Genomic DNA, 18,306 nt, shown 5'->3' with positions numbered 1-18,306 from the left:
TTGGAAATTGTTAATCAGCGCAACTACTACGGGAATCCGAAAATCATGCTAGATCCTTCTGCTGAAGAACTACGTCATATAGCCATCCAGTTTTTAGAAAAAAGCTCTCTACAACGTCTGCAAATTCTCAAGCAATTAGGCATAGCTCGTTATGAGTTTTTAACTAAGATACGCCTCAACGAAGCAAATATAATTTGTATGACGCGATTTTTAAAATATCCAAGCCGCCTAAAATTTCCTAATCTTCAAGAAGCAGATTTATCTGGTTTAATTTTAGATGAACTAAACTTCATTCGGGCAAACTTCTCAGCGGCAAATTTGCAAGGTAGCAGTTTAGTTAATGCCAACCTTTTATTCGCAAATTTGACAAAAGCTGATTTGACAAATGCAGATTTGAGAGGTGCAACTTTGAATGAGACTATTTGGTTAGATACTTTAGTCGATCGGTGTCAGCTTGATGTAAATACTGGTTTAACTCATCTGCAACGCCAAGATTTACAGCTGCGCGGAGCTATGTTTAACTAGCTTAAAAAAAAGAATGGTAAGTGGTAAGTGGGGAATAGATGTCTTCATCCCCTATTGCGAACTCCTGTTCATAGATGTATCTTGAGAAAAAGATAATTAAAATACAAAAAGTTATAAAATTATGAGATTGAGATTGACTTGGATAAGTTAATGAGTATTAAACTGCCCCAAAAATTGATGTTGCTTGGTTCTGGGGAACTAGGCAAAGAATTTACGATCGCTGCTCAGCGTCTTGGTAATTATGTGATTGCTGTTGATCGTTACCCTAATGCTCCAGCGATGCAAGTTGCTGATTGTTTTGAAGTGATTTCTATGCTCAGTGGCGATGATTTAGAAGCTATAGTTGCTAAGCATCAGCCAGATTTTATCATACCAGAAATTGAAGCAATCAGAACAGAAAAGCTGATGGAATTTGAGCAGCGAGGAATTACAGTTATCCCAACGGCGGCTGCTACTAATTATACAATGAACCGGGATAGAATTAGGGAACTAGCACATCAAGAATTAGGCATCAGAACAGCTAAATATGGTTATGCAGTAAGTCTACAAGAATTGATTGCTGTTTCTAATAAAATTGGATTTCCTAATGTTGTGAAACCCGTGATGTCATCATCTGGAAAAGGTCAGTCTGTAGTGCAGAATAAGACCGAAGTAGAAAGAGCTTGGAATTATGCGATCGCTAATTCTAGAGGTGACAGTCAAAAAGTAATTGTAGAAGAATTTATTAATTTTGAAATTGAGATAACTTTACTGACTATTAAGCAGTGGAGTGCCCCAACAATTTTCTGTCCTCCGATTGGGCATCGTCAAGAAAGAGGCGATTATCAAGAATCGTGGCAACCCGCAGAAATTTCGGAAGACAAGATATTAAAAGCCCAAGAAATAGCCATCAAAGTCACTGACGCTTTAGGAGGAGCCGGAATTTTTGGTGTTGAGTTTTTCATTACTAAAGATGAAGTAATTTTTTCTGAACTTTCTCCCAGACCTCATGATACAGGTATGGTGACATTAATTTCTCAAAATCTCAACGAATTTGAATTACATTTACGAGCTATTTTAAACTTGCCAATTCCTCATATAGAACAATTAGGAGCATCAGCTAGTGCGGTAATTTTAGCTTCAGAAAAATCTGATTCTATTGCTTTTGCTGGTGTAGCTGATGCTTTGTCAGAGAAAAATGTAGATATCAAATTATTTGGTAAACCTAATGCCCATCCATATCGGCGAATGGGAGTAGCTTTAGCAAAAGGTGTGAATGTCCAAGAAGCTAGGGAAAAAGCTACTAAAGCTGCAAGTAAAATTAAGATTATTTAATTTTGCAAGAGCAACAAGTACATTAACCAAGAATATTCACCACTGCATGAAAATTTGCTCCGAGCATATATTGATTGCTATTGGGTAAATTTTCTAATTTTAATAAGATTATTTTTGTAGCCTGAGAGTTGCTTTTTTGAGGTTGGATGAGAATTGCTACCTCATTTACCCCAGATGGAAAGATCGCAAAATTAGCAATTGGCTGATAATCTACTCCATACTCAGCTGTTCCCTGGATGCTGTACTTCACTATTAAATCTTGAGTCGTATCACCATTACGGGTAATTACAAACTCACCAATATCTCCAAATTGAGATGCACAGTTTCTTCTGGCTGTAATGTTGACAATGGCCGGGTAGCTGAAAGTAGCGTTTAACTGATTATATTTATTTTCGTTCTCGTTGTTGGATACTAAACTAAATTGATTTAATTGTTCATCATTACTATAAAAACTGGCAAAATTCAGAATGTTAGTTGGTTCTGAATTATGAACCAGGCAACTTAATTCTGTCACCTGATTTATGGTTTCTGAATTCTTCATTTTTTTCTTCATTTGAGTAATAATAACTGTAGCGTTCATGCTGGGGAATAACTGCGTTTACAACCTGTCCCAAGACATTCTGACCAGATTTTTCTAAAAGCTCTTTTGCAATAGTGGCACTAACACAATCAACTACTCCCGGACGAACGACAAATAATACACCGTCAGCCATTTGCCCTAGAGTAGCAGCATCAGCCGCAACGTTCAATGATGGAGCATCAATAATTACGAAATCGTAGTAAATAGAGAAAGTTTGAATTAATGTGGCCATTTTTTTTGAGTCCAGAAGAGAACCTGGATTAGGTGGTATAACTCCACAAGTGAGAACATACAAATTATCCATTACTTGTTTGATAGCTGTACTAATTTCACCTTGTCCAACAATTAAATTGCTCAGACCTTCATTATTAATTAATTCCCAAATTTTATGCTGAACAGGACGGCGCATATCCGCATCTACTAGTAAGACTTTTCGCTCCATTTGAGCCATTGTGATAGCTAAATTAGCTGCAACTGTGGATTTGCCTTCTCTGGGTACAGAACTAGTGATAACTATAACTTTTAGTTCCTTATCAGCACTCATAAACTTAAGATTTGCCCGCAACATCCGGTATGCTTCATTAATAGCCGATCGCGGTGCATCTCGAACCATAAGTCTTTTACTATATAACTCCATTTCTTCATTGCCCCGGAGATAGTTATTCGACTTATTGAAAGCAGGAATAACCCCTAGTAAAGTAAAATTCAATAATTGCTTTGCCTGGTCAGTAGTCTTAATAGATTTATCTATTTTTTCCAGAATATATACAATTGCCAAAGCTGCTAAACTAGACAATAGACCTGTACTCAAATACAAAAACATTGGAGAAGAAATTGATTCTTCCGGAACTTCAGCTGCGGATATCATGCTGGCATTACCTAAACTTTGATTTTCCGCAATTCGGCTTTCTTGCAGCTTTTGTAGTAAAAGTGAATAGGTAGATTGTGCAGCTTGTACTTTACGTTCTAATTGTCGCTGTTGTTGTTCTAATCTTGGTAGATTGTTCAAGCGTTGTTTATAAGCAGCTTGTAAGTTAGATAAAGTAGTGATTTGGCTGGCTAAACCCAAACGATTTGATTCTAAATCTACAAGTTTTGCAGAAAGTTGCTGTTGCAACTCTCCTAGCTGAAAATTATTATTTAGTTGTACTGAATCTACTCCTACAACGTTTTTTACCCGTTGTTGTAGTAACTCGTTTAAAGATTGTAATTTATATACCAAATCAATAATTTGTGGATGATTATCCTGAAAAACAGTTCGTTTAGCAGCCAATTGTGATTCTAACTGTTGGATTTCTTTAAGAATATCTTGTACCCCTGAGGTTTGACTAAGAGAAGTCATAACTACAGCTTGCTCAGAGTTCATTCTTAATTGTTTTTTGATTGCTTGAGTTTGTGCCTCAGCATCAGCAAATTTAGATTGAACTTCACTAATTTGCTGTTGTAATTCTGTGATGAGTTCTAGTGATTTATTTGCTTCTTCTTGTAAGGAGATAATTTTATTTCTTTCTTTGAATACTGCTAGTTCTGCTTCTGCTTGTCTAACCACCAATTCTGCATTTGGCAGTTGTTTTTCTATAAACTTGCGAGCAGTTGCAGCTTGATTTCTATGAGCGGATACATTGTATTCTAAATATACATCTATAAGGGTATTGACAACCTGTGCAGCTATTTTTGGGTTTGTATCTTTATAGGAAATATTTAAAATATCGGCTCCTTTAATTTCCTTTACTGTAAATTTTTGCAGAAATTGTGTTGGTTTTAATTCTCTATTTTTACTGTCTTTGAGATTGAGTCTAGTTATAGTATTTTTGACAACTGGGTTAGAACGAATAACTTCTGCTTCTGTATTCATAGGGTTACTTTTATCATCAACTAATGGTTCCAATTTACCAATTTCTGTTCCTAATCCTGTTAAAGAAGAAGTAGTATTTATTCTTTGGAATTTTAGTTTTCCCTCTGCTAAATAATAAGGTTTTTTAAAAAATGTAGCTACCTGTAAGATTACAAATACACATACAAAAGCACTTAAAGCAGCAAGCCAACGACGTTTTAGGACTTGCCCATAGTTATCGAAATTTGCAGAAGATTCTTGTATTTTCATAAAATAATTGCAAGTTATATTATTTGGGATTGAGAATTGCCATCTGGGTTAACAATGCGGTTCAGTTAAGACTAAAACTCTTTATCAAAGTTAATTTTTTAACGTAGACGTAAAGAGAATAGAAAAATACTTAACCCAAGCAAGCGTATTGAGTTATATGAACCCATCTATGGCAATTTTGTATTATTGATAAATGTGAATTCAGTAATTAAGAGTCAAAATTAAAAAGTAAGATTGGTGTCCAATTGACAGAAAGCAGCAAAAATTCAAAGAAAAACTTGAGTATTTATTTGTAACTTTTTATCTAAATTACTACAAGTGAAGAATTGAGCAGTTTTGGTTTATTTCTTACGCTTTGATAATGGACTATTTGAATTTGACTAATTACTATTTCTAAATCCTCATCTGTGAGATTAGACCCAGAAGGTAAGCAAAGACCGCGTGCAAATAAATCTTCCGCCACGGCACCACCAAGACATTCACACTCAGCAAAAATAGGCTGCATATGCAAAGGTTTCCAGACAGGACGAGATTCAATTTGCTGTTCAATAAGTGCTAGGCGGAGTTGTTCTCGATTTGTGCCAAAAGCCTCAGAATCTATTGTTATGCAGGTCAGCCAGCGAGTAGCATATCCATAATTAGCTTCTGGCATAAATTCTATTCCTGGTAAGTTTTTCAGCGTTTGGTAATAAATTTCAAAGTTACGTCGTCTAGCTGCTACTCGCTCATTTAAAACAGCCAATTGACCGCGACCAATACCAGCTAGAATATTACTGAGACGATAGTTATAACCAATTTCAGAATGTTGGTAATGAGGAGCGCGATCGCGTGCTTGGGTTGCTAAAAAACGTGCCTTTTCAACTAATTCTAAATCCTCACACACTAACATCCCACCGCCAGAAGTAGTAATAATTTTATTACCATTAAACGAGTAAATACCAATGCGTCCAAAAGTTCCCAAAGAACGTCCTTTATAGTTAGCTCCCAAAGCTTCAGCAGCATCTTCAATTAAAGGAATATCATACTGATTACAAGCCTGCAAAATTGGATCGATATCTGCACTTTGACCATATAAATGTACAAGTACAACCGCTTTAGGTAATTTGCCTTTTTTGGCACGGCGATCTAGTGCTTCTGCTAACAATTCAGGGTTCATGTTCCAGGAATTGCGATCGCTATCAATAAATACTGGTTTTGCTCCTAAATAAACAATTGGGTTAGCGCTAGCAATAAACGTTAAGGTAGAGCAAAAAACTTCATCCCCAGCTTCAACACCAACTAATTGTAAAGCTAAATGTAAAGCTGCTGTACCTGAACTCACAGCAACACCATATCTAGCATTAGTTACTTGACAAAACTCTTCCTCAAAAGCGTCAACATGGGGGCCAACAGGAGCAATCCAGTTTGTTTCAAAAGCTTCTTTCACTAATTCTAGTTCGCGATCGCCCATGTGGGGTGTTGAAAGCAGAATTGGTTTATTCATGCACATTACCTGAATCTGTTTGCTATCGATTGACTCGCAGATTTGCCAGTTTTCACTCAATTCAAAGAACGATAGGCAGGAAAAAAATTGGACTCAAATAAATTTTTTGGTTCAGTTTTTAAAGATTTTGCTCGTAATTCAACTAAAGAATCATATTTTTCTGCGTCTGTAATTAAGCGTAGTGTCAAAAATAGATGTCTTTGTTTAGAAAACCCTGCTTTGAAATTGTAGAGACTATCTTTAGCTGAGCCAACACCACCACCTAAATGCAAAAATTTATTTCCGCGTTCTTTAGCCCAAAATCTAACGTAATCAAACATTAACTTACTAGGAGCTTGTTTCAAAAACTCACTTTTTGTTCCTCCCAGATGGTATTGAACTATTTCACAGCATTCGGTAAATATTCCAGCACAACCAATTTGATTATTCAACTCTATGAGGCATAGGTAAATATTTTTATTCAAATTTGCTAAATTCTGAAAATAATTATCGTCAAAATAAAAATATTTATTTGCTTCTACGCGATTCATAGTTTCATGATATATATTTATAAATTTATCTATATATTCTTCCAATCTAACCATTCTGGCAGTAAAACCATTGCGTTTACATCTATTGATATGATTGCGATGCTCTGGTCTAGTTTGATGCAAAATTTCTGATGTTGATAGGCTTAAATCTATCGACACAGTTTCTCCACTTACTTGACATAATTCAAGTGGTAAAACTTCATTTAATCCTTGATTGAGTATTGGGTGTAGCCTTAAAAATGCTGAACAAATTTGGCGATCGCGCAATCCCAATATTAACTGATTTACTGCCAATTGCAAAAATTCTGGTGTATTCGCCGCGGCTTGACTCAATAAAATTCCAGGGTAACCATAGGGAGATACAATATCCCAAATCAATGGAATTTCAATGTTCGTCTCAAATAAATTATTTACACAGCGCAATAAATAAGGCAAAAACAATATTTTGTCATTTTCAAAAATTAATATAGCTTCAGGAATAGCTCGAATTCTTTTAGCTTCTAAATCTACATATTCTGGCAGATGATAAATATCATGATTTAACTTTTTTAAAATTTCCAGCCACAATGGATCTGACAAACTAACTATTTTATAATCCATTGAGTTCTCCTATATTCAATATCTAGTTCAATTCACATCTTTTAACTGAACAGTGTTTTTTGAATATCAATCGTGCCCAGTTAACCGATAATATTTATGTGGATACTTCCAACGGATAAATTGCTCAGCGACCGGATTTATCTGCACTTTGGTGGGTATATATGCGATGGGAAAGCCCATTCCTTCTTTGAATTCAACTATTCCTGGTTTTTCTCGCCAGTGCTGGCCGATAGCAAATTCATAGATTCCACCAGAACGACGGCAAACTTGCACAAACTCAAAAACCAATATTCTACTCATATTGTTCTTTGATGCTTCAGTGCTGATGTAGAGATCCTCTCCATATGCAGTACCATTGATAGCATATCCGGTGACATAACCACAAAGCTTTTTATCACTAATTCCTGCAATAATCAGCCGACGTTTAGGTACAACATAGTTCAAAAGATTCACCATATATTTCTCTTTAGAAAGCAATGGTTTCGATCGCGTTCGTGTCATCGCTGAGAGAAAAACATCATATCCCTGCTCTTGTAGCAACTGTGTATCAGTTAACTCCACAATGTTAAACAGATGGCGATTTTTGCGGATGTTTTGTCTGCTGTTCTTGTTTACGCTATACAAATCGTAGTCTTTAACGTTAGACAATAAATGAATAGGGATTGACCCGTTAGCACTTACGGCGTCATTCTCACACAATGATGCTTGGAATCCCCAGCATAGTTGCATCGGACGAGTTGCCTGTTGAATCTGTAAACGGGCTAACAAATGGATTGGCTGATAGAAACCAAAACGTCGTTCTTCCCAATAGCACCCACGATGAAAGACAACCTTTGCGCCTTCCTTGCAGCGCCAATTGGCGAATTCTTCTTCTGTCATTGAAGTCAGCACTGCTTCGGATACATCTCGCATTTGTTGAAAACTCATACTCATTTACTGTTTGTATTTTGAGTACTGGTGAAAATCTGGTGCGATGGCAACTGACGACCAACCAGGCGATAATACTTATGTGGATATCGCCACTGGATGAATTGCTCAATAATGGGGTTCATCTGCACCTTTGCAGGAATATGCTTTACTTGAAAACCCATTCCTTCTTTGAAGACACAGAGGTTTTCATCTTCTCGTGAGTGCAGACCGTTAACAAGCTCACGAATTAACCCAGACCGACGACAGACTTGTGCAAATTCAAATAGCAATCCCGTACCAATATTGGTAGACAATGCCTCACTAGCAATGATTACTTCATCAATGTAAGCAGTGCTGTTTACGGCGTGTCCTGTAATGTAGCCGAGAAGCTGCTCACCGTTGACACCTGCAAGAATCAACCGCCTCTCAGGGTTAGTACGACCAGCAAGTCCCCTTAAATAGTCTTTTTTTGCAGGTATTTGACGATAAGCTGTTCGCTTCAATGCTGACATAAAGACTTCATATCCCTGCTGCTGCAAAAGCGTGGGTTTATCCAAATGCACGATATTGACTCGCTTGTAACACTTTCGCAGCTGATTTCGGCGATTTGATGTCATACTCTGGAAATCATAGTTTTCCAAATTGGGTAACCAATGAATTGGCATTGAGGCGTTAGCTGCTATTGCGTCAACTTCAGATAATGTTGTTTGGAATCCCCAAGATAGTGGGGTTGGAGAGTTTGCTTCTTGGACACTCAAACGTGCTAACCAATGCAACGGCTGATAAAAGCCCCGAATTGTTTCCTTCCAGTAGCGATCGCGATGGCGAATCACATGCGTTCCCCGTTTGCGATACCAATCGGCGCATTCTTCTTCTGTCATTGAAGTTAACACCGCAGCTGATACATCTCGCATCTGTTGAAGACTCATGCTTTTTCACTTCCTGTACTTCTATTACCGATCAAAACGGTTATTGACCTGTGAATTCCTCGGATGTAACATGACCTTCCTGGCTGATACTTTTTCGCTGAATTACTTGCCATACAGTCATAAATAAAATCTTCAAATCAAGCCACAAACTCCAGCGATCGATATACGAAACATCCAACTCAAATTTTTTATGCCAAAACCGATCTAATGTGCGACGACCATTAACTTGTGCCCAGCCAGTAATACCCGGCTTCACTTCATGACGACGTGCTTGTTCAGGTGTATAGCGGTCAAGATACTTTACTAATAATGGACGAGGGCCAACAAAACTCATGTCTCCTTTCAGGACGTTCCAAAGTTGAGGTAATTCATCAAGACTGGTTTGACGCAAGAATTTACCAAAGGCTGTGAGGCGTTTTTCATCAGCAAGAAGATTACCTTTGGTATCGCATTCATTGGTCATCGTGCGGAATTTGTAAAAGTTAAAAATCCGAGCATTTTTACCGGGACGAGGTTGAGTAAAAATAACTGGATAACCCATGTGGAAATAAATAGCGATCGCTACACCCACGAGTAAAGGAGAAAGAAAAATTAAGGCGATCGCTGCCACAACTCTATCCAATATAACTTTAATTAATCTGCTATACCTTTTGAAATCAACACCTTCAAAATTCTTACCATTCATCAATACACCCTCCGGTCTCAAAATATCTCTCATTTCTTCTCTCTGCCTGGTTTTTTTTTAACGAACCACAGAGAAGCCAGTGCGCCCTTGCGGTTACCCGACTTGTTCGCTCTTAGCGTTCCCGCAGGGTAGCAACTGGCGCGACGCAGAGAACACAGAGAGAATTATTAAGGATTTTATTTTTGCTTTTATCCTCAATAAATTCCTAAATCTTGATAGTACTTATTCAGCCGTTTAAAAACTAATTCTTCATCATAATCAACTTCTACACGTTCGCGACTAGCTTTACCATAACTTTGTCGTAATTGATAGTTAGACAATAGTACACCCAAAGCTTCAGCTAATTTTTCACTATTTTTAGGTGGTACAATTAAACCTGTTTTTCCATGAATTACTGCTTCTCGACAACCACGAATATCTGTAGCGACAACTGGTAAACCCATTGACATTGCCTCAAGAATAGAGCGCGGTAATCCTTCATGAGTAAATGTAGGCAAAGTGAAGATATCTAATAAACCTAAAAGTTCTGGTATATCTTGACGTTCTCCTGTCAAAATAACATTTTTTTTAATTCCCAAATCATGAATCTTTTGAATTAATTGCTTTTGGAAAGGTTCAGGGTCACTACTAAGTTGAGAGCCAATTACTAAAACTTGTAAATTCGGAAAATAAGGGAGTAGTTTGGCTACGGCTTCAATTAAATATCCACTCCCTTTTTTATAAGTTATGCGTCCAATTGTCCCAATAATTAAGTCGGTATATTCAGGTATACCTAAGGATTTGCGTAATTCAATTTGATGAGTGGGATTGAGGCGATCGCGTTGGAAGCGATTAACATCTACACCGTTACCTAAATAACGCAATTTTATCGGCGGACAAAGATTTAATTTTTTGGCAGTGGCGATATCTTCATAATTTTGGGTAAGAATCAAATTAGTTATCAAAGCAGCCAGTTTCTCAACAGTAAAATAAAAACGATATTCACTGGGTGAGGACTGATCGTGAAATGGGAAACCGTGAGCAGTATAGACAATTTTTTTGACACCAGCTAGCTTAGCAGCAATGCGACCTAAGACAGCAGCAATAGGAGTATGTACGTGAACAAGGTCATAATGATTCTGCCTCATTAATTGTGTTAATTGATAAATACTTCTCAAATTTCTAACAGGAGAAATCCGGCGGTCAATTTGAATTGGGTGAATTATATAACCCTGTTGTTGTAGCTTTTCAACTTCAGAACCTGGAGAACAAGCTATTTCAACTGATAGATTCTGAGACAAAAAATAATCAATTTGAGGCCGTAAAAGTGCCTCAACAGTGCCTCCAATTGCACAAATATGCAGTATTTTCATTATTCCCTACTCCTTATTCTCCACTCCCCACTCCCTATTCCCTATTCCCTACCCTCACCCAAGCATTTTGGTTTACCCGATTACTCGCTTTTTGATAATAAGAACAATACCAAGCTACAAAACGTTGAATTCCTACTTCAATAGGCGTGCTGGGCTTAAAGCCTACATCCTTGACTAAATCATCAACATCCGCATATGTAACGGGGACATCACCTGGTTGCAGAGGTAGCAGATTTTTTTGTGCTTTTATTCCCAAACAATTTTCCAGTACTTCGATAAAGCGCATTAATTCAACTGGTTGATTATTACCTATGTTGTAAATTTTATAAGCAGCTTTACTCGTTCCTGGGTCGGGTGCATTTCCTGACCAACCGATATTTGGCTCAGGAATTTTATCCATCACTCGCACAACACCTTCTACAATGTCGTCAATATAAGTAAAATCTCGGCGCATTTTCCCGTAATTAAACACATCAATTGGTTGTTTTGCCAAAATTGCTTTAGTGAACAAAAACAGCGCCATATCGGGACGACCCCACGGCCCATAGACAGTAAAAAAGCGGAGTCCAGTTGTTGGTAGACCATATAAGTGGCTATAGCTATGAGCCATTAATTCGTTAGCTTTTTTAGTAGCAGCATATAAACTAACTGGATGGTCTACATTGTCGTGAACAGAAAAAGGCATTTTAGTATTAGCGCCATAAACAGAACTAGAAGAAGCAAATACTAAGTGCTGAACGCCTGAATGACGACAACCTTCCAGGATGTTAATAAAGCCGACTAAATTACTGTTTATATAGGCATGAGGGTTCTTGATGGAGTATCGAACGCCAGCCTGTGCTGCTAAGTTGACCACCACATCAAAGCGTTGTTCGGCAAAGAGTTCGGCTATAGCTGCCGAGTCTTCCAAGTCCAGTTGATAAAAACTAAAACCCGGTCTTTCCTGTAATTGAGCTAAACGGTCTTTTTTCAGGAAGACATCGTAGTAATCATTGAGGTTATCCAGACCAACAACTTTGTCGCCTCTGGTCAATAGACGTTGGCTGAGGTGAAATCCAATAAAACCAGCAGCACCAGTCACTAAAACCTTGACCATGATGTTTCTCCTATAAGCTCCAGTAATGAATATGGGGTGGTAGTGTAGCTTGGCTGAAAATGGATTTGATATCCATCAGTACACCACCTGGACGCAAACAGTTAAGAAGTTGTTCGCAAGGCATATTTAAATAAGCTTGATGACTGACTGCAAGTATTACCCCATCTAAATCAGACAGGTTATGCCAATCGACTAAATCAATCCCATATTCTTGCTGTGCTTCATCACGATCTACCAGAGGATCGTGTAAGAGTGGTTCAATACCAAATTGCTGCAACTCCTTCACCATATCTGGTATCCGACTATTGCGAATATCGGGTACATTTTCTTTGAAGGTAAGGCCGAGAATTCCTACCCGTGCCTGTTTAATCGACAGGTTCGCTTCAACTAGGAGTTTGACAAAACGTTGACCAAGGTAAGTACCCATACTGTCGTTAATTCGACGACCAGCTAGGATGACTTGGGGATGATATCCCAATTCTTCTGCTTTGGTAGTTAGATAGTAAGGGTCAACCCCAATGCAGTGACCACCAACAAGTCCTGGAGTGAATGGCAAAAAGTTCCATTTGGTGCCGGCAGCTGCCAAAACATCATGGGTGCGGATACCAAGGCGATCGCATATTAACGCGAGTTCGTTCATCAAAGCAATATTTAAGTCTCGCTGAGTATTCTCAATGACTTTGGCAGCCTCAGCTACTTTAATTGAGGACGTGCGATAAACACCGGCATCGATAATAGCTGTGTAGACACTTGCAACTCGTTCTAGAGTTTCTGCATCTTCCCCAGCTACTACTTTGACGATCTTTTCCAGTGTATGAGCCTTGTCACCCGGATTTATCCGTTCTGGAGAATAACCCAGCTTGAAATCAACACCCGGTTGCAAGCCTGATACTTTAGCCAAAGTTGTTTTGCAGATATCTTCTGTTACTCCTGGATAAACTGTAGACTCATACACTACGATCGCTCCAGGTTGTAATACTTTGCCAACGAGTTCAGAAGCTTTAATTAGCACACTCAAATCAGGATTATGGTTGCCGTCAACTGGCGTTGGTACGGCAATTACAAAAAAGTTTGCGTCTACTAAATCGTAGACTTCTGAAGTAATGATTAGACTAGAATTTATTAACTCATCGCTGGAGATTTGATTTGTGTGATCGATGCCTTGCTTTAAACTTTTAACTTTTTCTAAATTGATATCAAACCCAATCGTTTGAGGAAATTTTTTAGCAAATGCCAAGGCAACAGGTAGACCAACGTAGCCAAGGCCAATAACTGCAATGCGGTTGCTCATATCTCAACAGGAGTATATTTAGAATATGTCATTAGTCATTAGTCATTAGTCATTAGTCATTAGTCATTAGTCGTTTGTCTTTTATAAAATTTTTTGGCTAATGGCAAACGATCTAAGATGACAAATTAAGGAATTGTGCAATCAATATCTGTTTTAGCTGATTCCAAATAGTAGCTATTGTTTATTTTTGATTTCTATCTCAATTTTGTAGCACTGTTTTGTTGTTTGAGTCATGCCAAATTGGCGCAGTTCCTACAAATAAAAAGACATAACCACATCTACGGAATTGTCTACAAGTAGTTATTCTTATATAGAATTTATATTGAATTTAGGAAAAATCTGTACGCTGATTCTGTGCTTTCTTTATGTCCTCAGCAGAAGTTATTGCATAGATGCTACTCGAACGCCGTGTATGATGAAGTACGTCCAAAATTACCCACGTTAGTGTCGATGCTGACATCCGTGCAGGGTATCTGTGGGAAAACCCAACAACACTCAGCCCGATATAGGTGAAAATGAAACTCTAATAGCAATTTGTAAAATAATTACCATAGATGGATTTATTAAACCCAGATTCGCTAAGCCTATTCCCAATCCAAAATCTAAAATTCAAAATGATATAAGTGTTGCAAAAGCCTTGCCCAATGGATGGAAGAGAGTTTTACTCAAGCTTAATTCGACTTCACATTCTTCATCATGCAGTTCAGGAGCCAATTTTTGGGCTGGGCATTATTGAAGAATTGGCACGTCACGGCTATAAACTCAGCGCGGGAACACTATACCCAATGCTGCACGATATGGAGCGTAAGGGATATCTATATTCAGTTGAGGAAAGATCTGGGCGACAGAACCGACGCCTATACCGAGCTACCGATTTAGGAAAAATGACGTTAGAAGATGCCAAAGAAAAGGTACGTGAATTATTTGGCGAATTGTTTGAAGAGTAGTGGTGAGTGGGGAGCGGAGGGGAGAATAATAACTCCTAACTCCTAACTCCCAATGCCCTAGTTCAGATTTTCTAAAAACTGTTTGAGATGAGCTTGATCTGGATTGATGTCAAGTTCCTTTGCTTTTGCTAAAACTTGTTCGCGGTTGAGCTGATGTTGAGTTGCAAAGGCAATGAGCGCTAAGGCGCTGGCTCGTCCGCCTGCACCACAATGAAAATATACAGGAGTCGGCAATTGCTGTAGTTCTGAGAGAACTTTTGCAGTCGAGTTGGCGTTGGCTTGGCTTGACTTGAGTGGAACGTTAATATATTCAAGCCCTACAGCTTGAGCCTGCTGCTGTTCGTCTGCTAATGCTCCAGCTTCATCAACCGAGCGCAAATTCACCACAGACTTATAACCCTCATCTACAAGCTGTTTTAGCGTTTCTGGGGTTGGCTGTCCACCTGCGGAATACTTATCGCTCACCTTTTTAATATCACTCATATATACTCCATAAAATCGATTGATTTACCGTATTTAATTGTCAACGGCATGGTAGCATGAATTAACTTCTAATATATAGATTTACGATATCGAAATTCGATATATTAATGCTATCAACATCATTAAATCAGGAAAATCACAGTGACTCAGGAAGCTGAGGATATCCAGAAATCCGATAATAATCTGACTCCCAAACAGCAGAAGCAGCGATTAACGGAACTGGCAATGGTGTTTTTGCGATTGGGGACGATCGCCTTTGGTGGTCCTGCTGCCCATATTGCCATGATGGACAATGAAGTGGTGAATCGCCGTCAGTGGATGAGCCGGGAGAAACTACTAGATTTACTGGGGATTACGAATTTGATTCCAGGCCCCAACTCAACGGAATTAGCAATTCATATTGGCTACGAACGAGCCGGATGGCGTGGTTTACTGGTTGCGGGAAGTTGCTTTATTTTGCCTGCGATGCTCATCGTTTGGACATTAGCTGCCATTTATGCTCGCTATCAAACTGTTCCCCAGGTGGAATGGTTGCTCTATGGAATTAAACCTGTAATTATTGCGATCGTGCTTCAGGCTGTGTGGAATCTAGGTAAAAAGGCAGCCAAAGATGCACCAACAATTATTGCAGGGATAGCGGCGATCGCTGCCTACTTTGCTGGACTGAATGAAATTTTGGTGCTGATTTTGCTAGGTGTTGTTGTGATGCTACTGAAGAATTGGCAAAGCAGAGGAAACATAACGGGAGCATTCCTATTGCCATTTTCAGGTGTTTTGGCTCAGGTTGGTAGTACAGCAGCAGTCACATCAGTTAGTTGGATTAGTGTCTTTTTCTTCTTTCTCAAGATCGGCTGTGTTCTCTATGGCAGTGGTTACGTATTGCTAGCATTTTTGCAAAGAGAATTAGTTGAGCGCAACCAGTGGCTTACGTCACAGCAGCTTTTAGATGCCGTGGCCATCGGGCAATTTACACCAGGGCCTGTTTTCACGACTGCAACATTTATTGGCTATTTGTTAGCGGGAAATGCTGGAGCGATCGCTGGTACAATTGGTATTTTCTTACCAGCTTTTGTACTCGTGTGGGTAGTTAATCCTTGGGTTTCTAAGTTGCGTCAATCTCCTTGGGCAAGTGGATTTTTAGATGGTGTGAATGCCGCTTCTCTAGGATTAATGGCAGGAGTGACCTACACATTAGGACAAGCCGCCCTAGTCGATTGGTTAACAATTACTGTGGCAATTGTGAGTGCGATCGCTGTGTTCCGGTTCCAAATCAATTCTGCTTGGTTAGTGCTAGCAGGGGGAGCGATCGGTCTTGCCTCACACTTATAGTATTGGGCATGGGGCATGGGGCATTGATTATTCTCCGCGTCCCCGCGTCCCCGTGTCCCCCCGTCTCCCTCATCTGCCTCATCTCCCTCACCCCCTTATCGCCCTTCTTCGCAAGCGGAACCAAAATCTAGAACCACCTTCCGGGTGGGGTAAATAACCAATACTACCTCCCCAGCGTTCTAGTGTGATTCTACAAAAATAAAGACCTAGACCGGCTCTGCCGGATTTATCTTTGCCTTGGGAAAACTTTTGAAATAAACTTTTTACTAGTTCTGGTGGTACGCCGGAACCGCGATCGTCTACATTAACTAAAACATATTCTCCATCCAACTGGAGACTAATAGTCACAATAGAATCTTGAACACTGTAGCGATAAGCATTTTCTACTAGATTAGAAATCACTCTATCTAAACGAGATTTTTCTGCGATAACTGTCCAGTCTATTGTTGTGTCAATTTGGTTAGCAAGCTCTAATTGTATATTTTTTTGGGAAAAACTAGGCTTTGAAAATTCAATTACTTCTTGTATAGAATTTAAAATATTAGGTAATTCTTGAATATCGATATTAGAGTTTTCCAATGACATTACTTCAGTAGAAAAAATGTCTAAAATATCTTTAATTAGACTCTGTTGTTTGAAACATTGCTGTCTACCAACTTCTAAATATTCTTTACCTTTGAGTGTTAAATTTTCATATTCTAGTAGTGATAAACAGCCATTTATAGCACTTAATTGCCCAGCTATATCATGCATAATACAATGAAGCAAGACATCTTTTTTTTGATTATCTTTGAGTAATTGATAATAAATTAATTCGTATTCTCTACCTTTTTGTATAAGATATTGCTTATCTTGATAACTCTCTTCTAAAAGCTCAATCAATAAAACTTTCCTATGATTTACAAAAATTGCATAAGCTTCAAACTGATATTCTTGTCCATTTGTATCTATTTCAGTCCATAAACCTGAACTGAGTTTTTTACTCCTATTATTCAGCCAAAATTCTTCAGCATCAATTAAAAAGTTTTTTAAAAAACAAAATTTTTCCTCTGGTATTGATATATTCATTCCTGAGGTTAATTTACGATCGCAAAATTGATTTAACCAGTCAGGTGTATTCGCAATAATTTTAAATAAGCCTGTATTTATATACTCTAAACTTAAAATGTTTAGAGCAGCCAGCACATCATTTGTAATAGATGTATTCATAATTTAAATTTTGGGTGATTAATTTTGATTTCAGGTGACTAATATAACTATTGATTTAATTTTTCTTGTAAAAGACTAAACTCATTAGCTTTTTGTTGAGTAGCGAACAGGTGGTCTTCATTGCAGCTACTATCTAACAGTAATACCCAATCTCCTTCCTCTGTGGGGAACATATGAATATCTGCACAACTACCATACTCTGTTTTGATAAATGGCAGGAATACAGAAGTATTATCCAGTGGTAGTAAACCCTCCAGAAAACAAACTTGCTCTTTGATATTTTCTCCTTTACTGAGGTTAGTAATTCCATATTCTGCTAACTTGCCTCCCCAATCCAATAAGCTACCATCTTTGTCCACCAACAGATAGGCAAGAGAACGCTCTACTGTAAGAAAATTGATAAGATAGGTAATCACAGAATTAGGGACATTTAACATTTAACAATCCAAGATTTTCTTAGCAAGAGTTTGAAAAATTTCTTCTACACCGAGTCCATTTTTGGCACTTGTTTTAATCACAGTCCAGCCCTTTTCTATTACATCATCTAGTTCAGCAGGTTCAATTTCCCATTCATCTGTAATATCGTATTTATTCATCACCAAAATAAATGGAACCTTACCTATGGCATTTTCTACTCTTGTTTGTAGATCAAAAGCTTTTTCTAAAGTATTACGCCTCGTACCATCTGCGACTAATAAATAACCAGCGCAACCCCGCAAATAAGACATTCGCACTTTTTGAAATTCGTCTTCTCCGTAAAGATCCCAAAGAATGAGATTTATTTTATTTTCTTGAATTTCTATAATTTTTTTATCAATTTTCACACCCACAGTGGTGTGGTATTTTTCAGAAAAAATACTGTGAACAAACCTCGATACTAAACTAGTTTTACCTGTAGCAAATGCACCTATCATACAAATTTTTTTCTGAACAACCATAA

At 38.2% G+C, this 18,306-nt stretch carries 18 protein-coding genes; 4 read left to right on the top strand and 14 right to left on the bottom strand.

Annotation, left to right across the window (positions count from 1 at the left end):
- Positions 1 to 45: 45 nt before the first annotated feature.
- Together ACM0OY_RS23030 and purT are read left to right on the top strand one after the other, a co-directional pair.
- The gene (locus ACM0OY_RS23030; protein WP_414571160.1) at positions 46 to 525 is read left to right on the top strand and encodes a pentapeptide repeat-containing protein; all 480 of its coding nucleotides are present in this window, start codon (positions 46 to 48) and stop codon (positions 523 to 525) included.
- Between the two features lie 150 nt (positions 526 to 675).
- Complete coding sequence (gene purT, locus ACM0OY_RS23025; RefSeq protein WP_414571159.1) at positions 676 to 1,839, top strand: formate-dependent phosphoribosylglycinamide formyltransferase; 1,164 nt, start codon at positions 676 to 678, stop codon at positions 1,837 to 1,839.
- Positions 1,840 to 1,861: 22 nt separating this feature from the next.
- Here purT and ACM0OY_RS23020 read toward each other — a convergent pair whose 3' ends face one another.
- From ACM0OY_RS23020 to ACM0OY_RS22975, 10 genes are all read right to left on the bottom strand, one after another.
- Complete coding sequence (locus ACM0OY_RS23020) at positions 1,862 to 2,380, bottom strand: hypothetical protein (protein ID WP_414571158.1); 519 nt, start codon at positions 2,378 to 2,380, stop codon at positions 1,862 to 1,864.
- Positions 2,325 to 4,523, bottom strand: a complete 2,199-nt coding sequence (locus ACM0OY_RS23015) for a GumC family protein (RefSeq protein WP_414571157.1) — start codon at positions 4,521 to 4,523, stop codon at positions 2,325 to 2,327. The genes ACM0OY_RS23020 and ACM0OY_RS23015 overlap by 56 nt, the downstream gene beginning before the upstream one ends.
- A gap of 304 nt (positions 4,524 to 4,827) precedes the next feature.
- The gene (locus ACM0OY_RS23010; RefSeq protein WP_414571156.1) at positions 4,828 to 6,006 is read right to left on the bottom strand and encodes a DegT/DnrJ/EryC1/StrS family aminotransferase; all 1,179 of its coding nucleotides are present in this window, start codon (positions 6,004 to 6,006) and stop codon (positions 4,828 to 4,830) included.
- A gap of 56 nt (positions 6,007 to 6,062) precedes the next feature.
- Positions 6,063 to 7,136 carry a FemAB family protein gene (locus tag ACM0OY_RS23005; RefSeq protein WP_414571155.1) on the bottom strand — a complete coding sequence of 358 codons (1,074 nt, stop codon included), beginning with the start codon at positions 7,134 to 7,136 and terminating at the stop codon, positions 6,063 to 6,065.
- 66 nt (positions 7,137 to 7,202) lie between these two features.
- A complete protein-coding gene (locus ACM0OY_RS23000) occupies positions 7,203 to 8,063 on the bottom strand; it encodes a hypothetical protein (protein WP_414571154.1) in 861 nt (286 codons plus the stop codon).
- Positions 8,064 to 8,065: 2 nt separating this feature from the next.
- A complete protein-coding gene (locus ACM0OY_RS22995) occupies positions 8,066 to 8,974 on the bottom strand; it encodes a GNAT family N-acetyltransferase (RefSeq protein WP_414571153.1) in 909 nt (302 codons plus the stop codon).
- A 40-nt stretch (positions 8,975 to 9,014) separates the two neighbouring features.
- Positions 9,015 to 9,659: a sugar transferase gene (locus ACM0OY_RS22990; RefSeq protein WP_414571176.1), complete on the bottom strand. Its 645-nt coding sequence runs from the start codon at positions 9,657 to 9,659 to the stop codon at positions 9,015 to 9,017.
- A gap of 194 nt (positions 9,660 to 9,853) precedes the next feature.
- Positions 9,854 to 11,011, bottom strand: a complete 1,158-nt coding sequence (locus ACM0OY_RS22985) for a glycosyltransferase family 4 protein (RefSeq protein ID WP_414571152.1) — start codon at positions 11,009 to 11,011, stop codon at positions 9,854 to 9,856.
- A gap of 34 nt (positions 11,012 to 11,045) precedes the next feature.
- Entirely contained in the window at positions 11,046 to 12,107 is a 1,062-nt protein-coding gene (locus ACM0OY_RS22980) for an NAD-dependent epimerase (protein ID WP_414571151.1), read from the bottom strand.
- Between the two features lie 10 nt (positions 12,108 to 12,117).
- Positions 12,118 to 13,398, bottom strand: a complete 1,281-nt coding sequence (locus ACM0OY_RS22975) for a nucleotide sugar dehydrogenase (RefSeq protein ID WP_414571150.1) — start codon at positions 13,396 to 13,398, stop codon at positions 12,118 to 12,120.
- 644 nt (positions 13,399 to 14,042) lie between these two features.
- Here ACM0OY_RS22975 and ACM0OY_RS22970 point away from each other — a divergent pair.
- A complete protein-coding gene (locus ACM0OY_RS22970; protein ID WP_096535044.1) occupies positions 14,043 to 14,345 on the top strand; it encodes a PadR family transcriptional regulator in 303 nt (100 codons plus the stop codon).
- 57 nt (positions 14,346 to 14,402) lie between these two features.
- On the opposite strand, the gene ACM0OY_RS22965 is transcribed toward ACM0OY_RS22970, so the two are convergent.
- Entirely contained in the window at positions 14,403 to 14,828 is a 426-nt protein-coding gene (locus ACM0OY_RS22965; RefSeq protein ID WP_414571149.1) for a fused DSP-PTPase phosphatase/NAD kinase-like protein, read from the bottom strand.
- Positions 14,829 to 14,969: 141 nt separating this feature from the next.
- Between ACM0OY_RS22965 and ACM0OY_RS22960 the strand changes: the two genes are divergently transcribed.
- On the top strand, positions 14,970 to 16,157 hold the full coding sequence (locus tag ACM0OY_RS22960) for a chromate transporter (RefSeq protein ID WP_414571148.1): 1,188 nt from the start codon (positions 14,970 to 14,972) through the stop codon (positions 16,155 to 16,157).
- Positions 16,158 to 16,244: 87 nt separating this feature from the next.
- Here ACM0OY_RS22960 and ACM0OY_RS22955 read toward each other — a convergent pair whose 3' ends face one another.
- Genes ACM0OY_RS22955 through ACM0OY_RS22945 form a run of 3 tightly spaced genes read right to left on the bottom strand, consistent with a single transcriptional unit; the run spans position 16,245 to position 18,304 of the window.
- Positions 16,245 to 17,366: a sensor histidine kinase gene (locus ACM0OY_RS22955; RefSeq protein WP_414571147.1), complete on the bottom strand. Its 1,122-nt coding sequence runs from the start codon at positions 17,364 to 17,366 to the stop codon at positions 16,245 to 16,247.
- A 47-nt stretch (positions 17,367 to 17,413) separates the two neighbouring features.
- Positions 17,414 to 17,803, bottom strand: a complete 390-nt coding sequence (locus ACM0OY_RS22950; protein ID WP_414571146.1) for a hypothetical protein — start codon at positions 17,801 to 17,803, stop codon at positions 17,414 to 17,416.
- Complete coding sequence (locus ACM0OY_RS22945; protein WP_414571145.1) at positions 17,804 to 18,304, bottom strand: Rab family GTPase; 501 nt, start codon at positions 18,302 to 18,304, stop codon at positions 17,804 to 17,806.
- Positions 18,305 to 18,306: the final 2 nt, after the last annotated feature.

The organism is Nostoc sp. CCY 9925, from assembly GCF_963920935.1.
Classification (GTDB): Bacteria; Cyanobacteriota; Cyanobacteriia; order Cyanobacteriales; family Nostocaceae; genus Nostoc.
The sequence above is the reverse complement of the archived record's forward strand: the minus strand, read 5'-3'. Positions and strand labels throughout refer to the sequence as shown.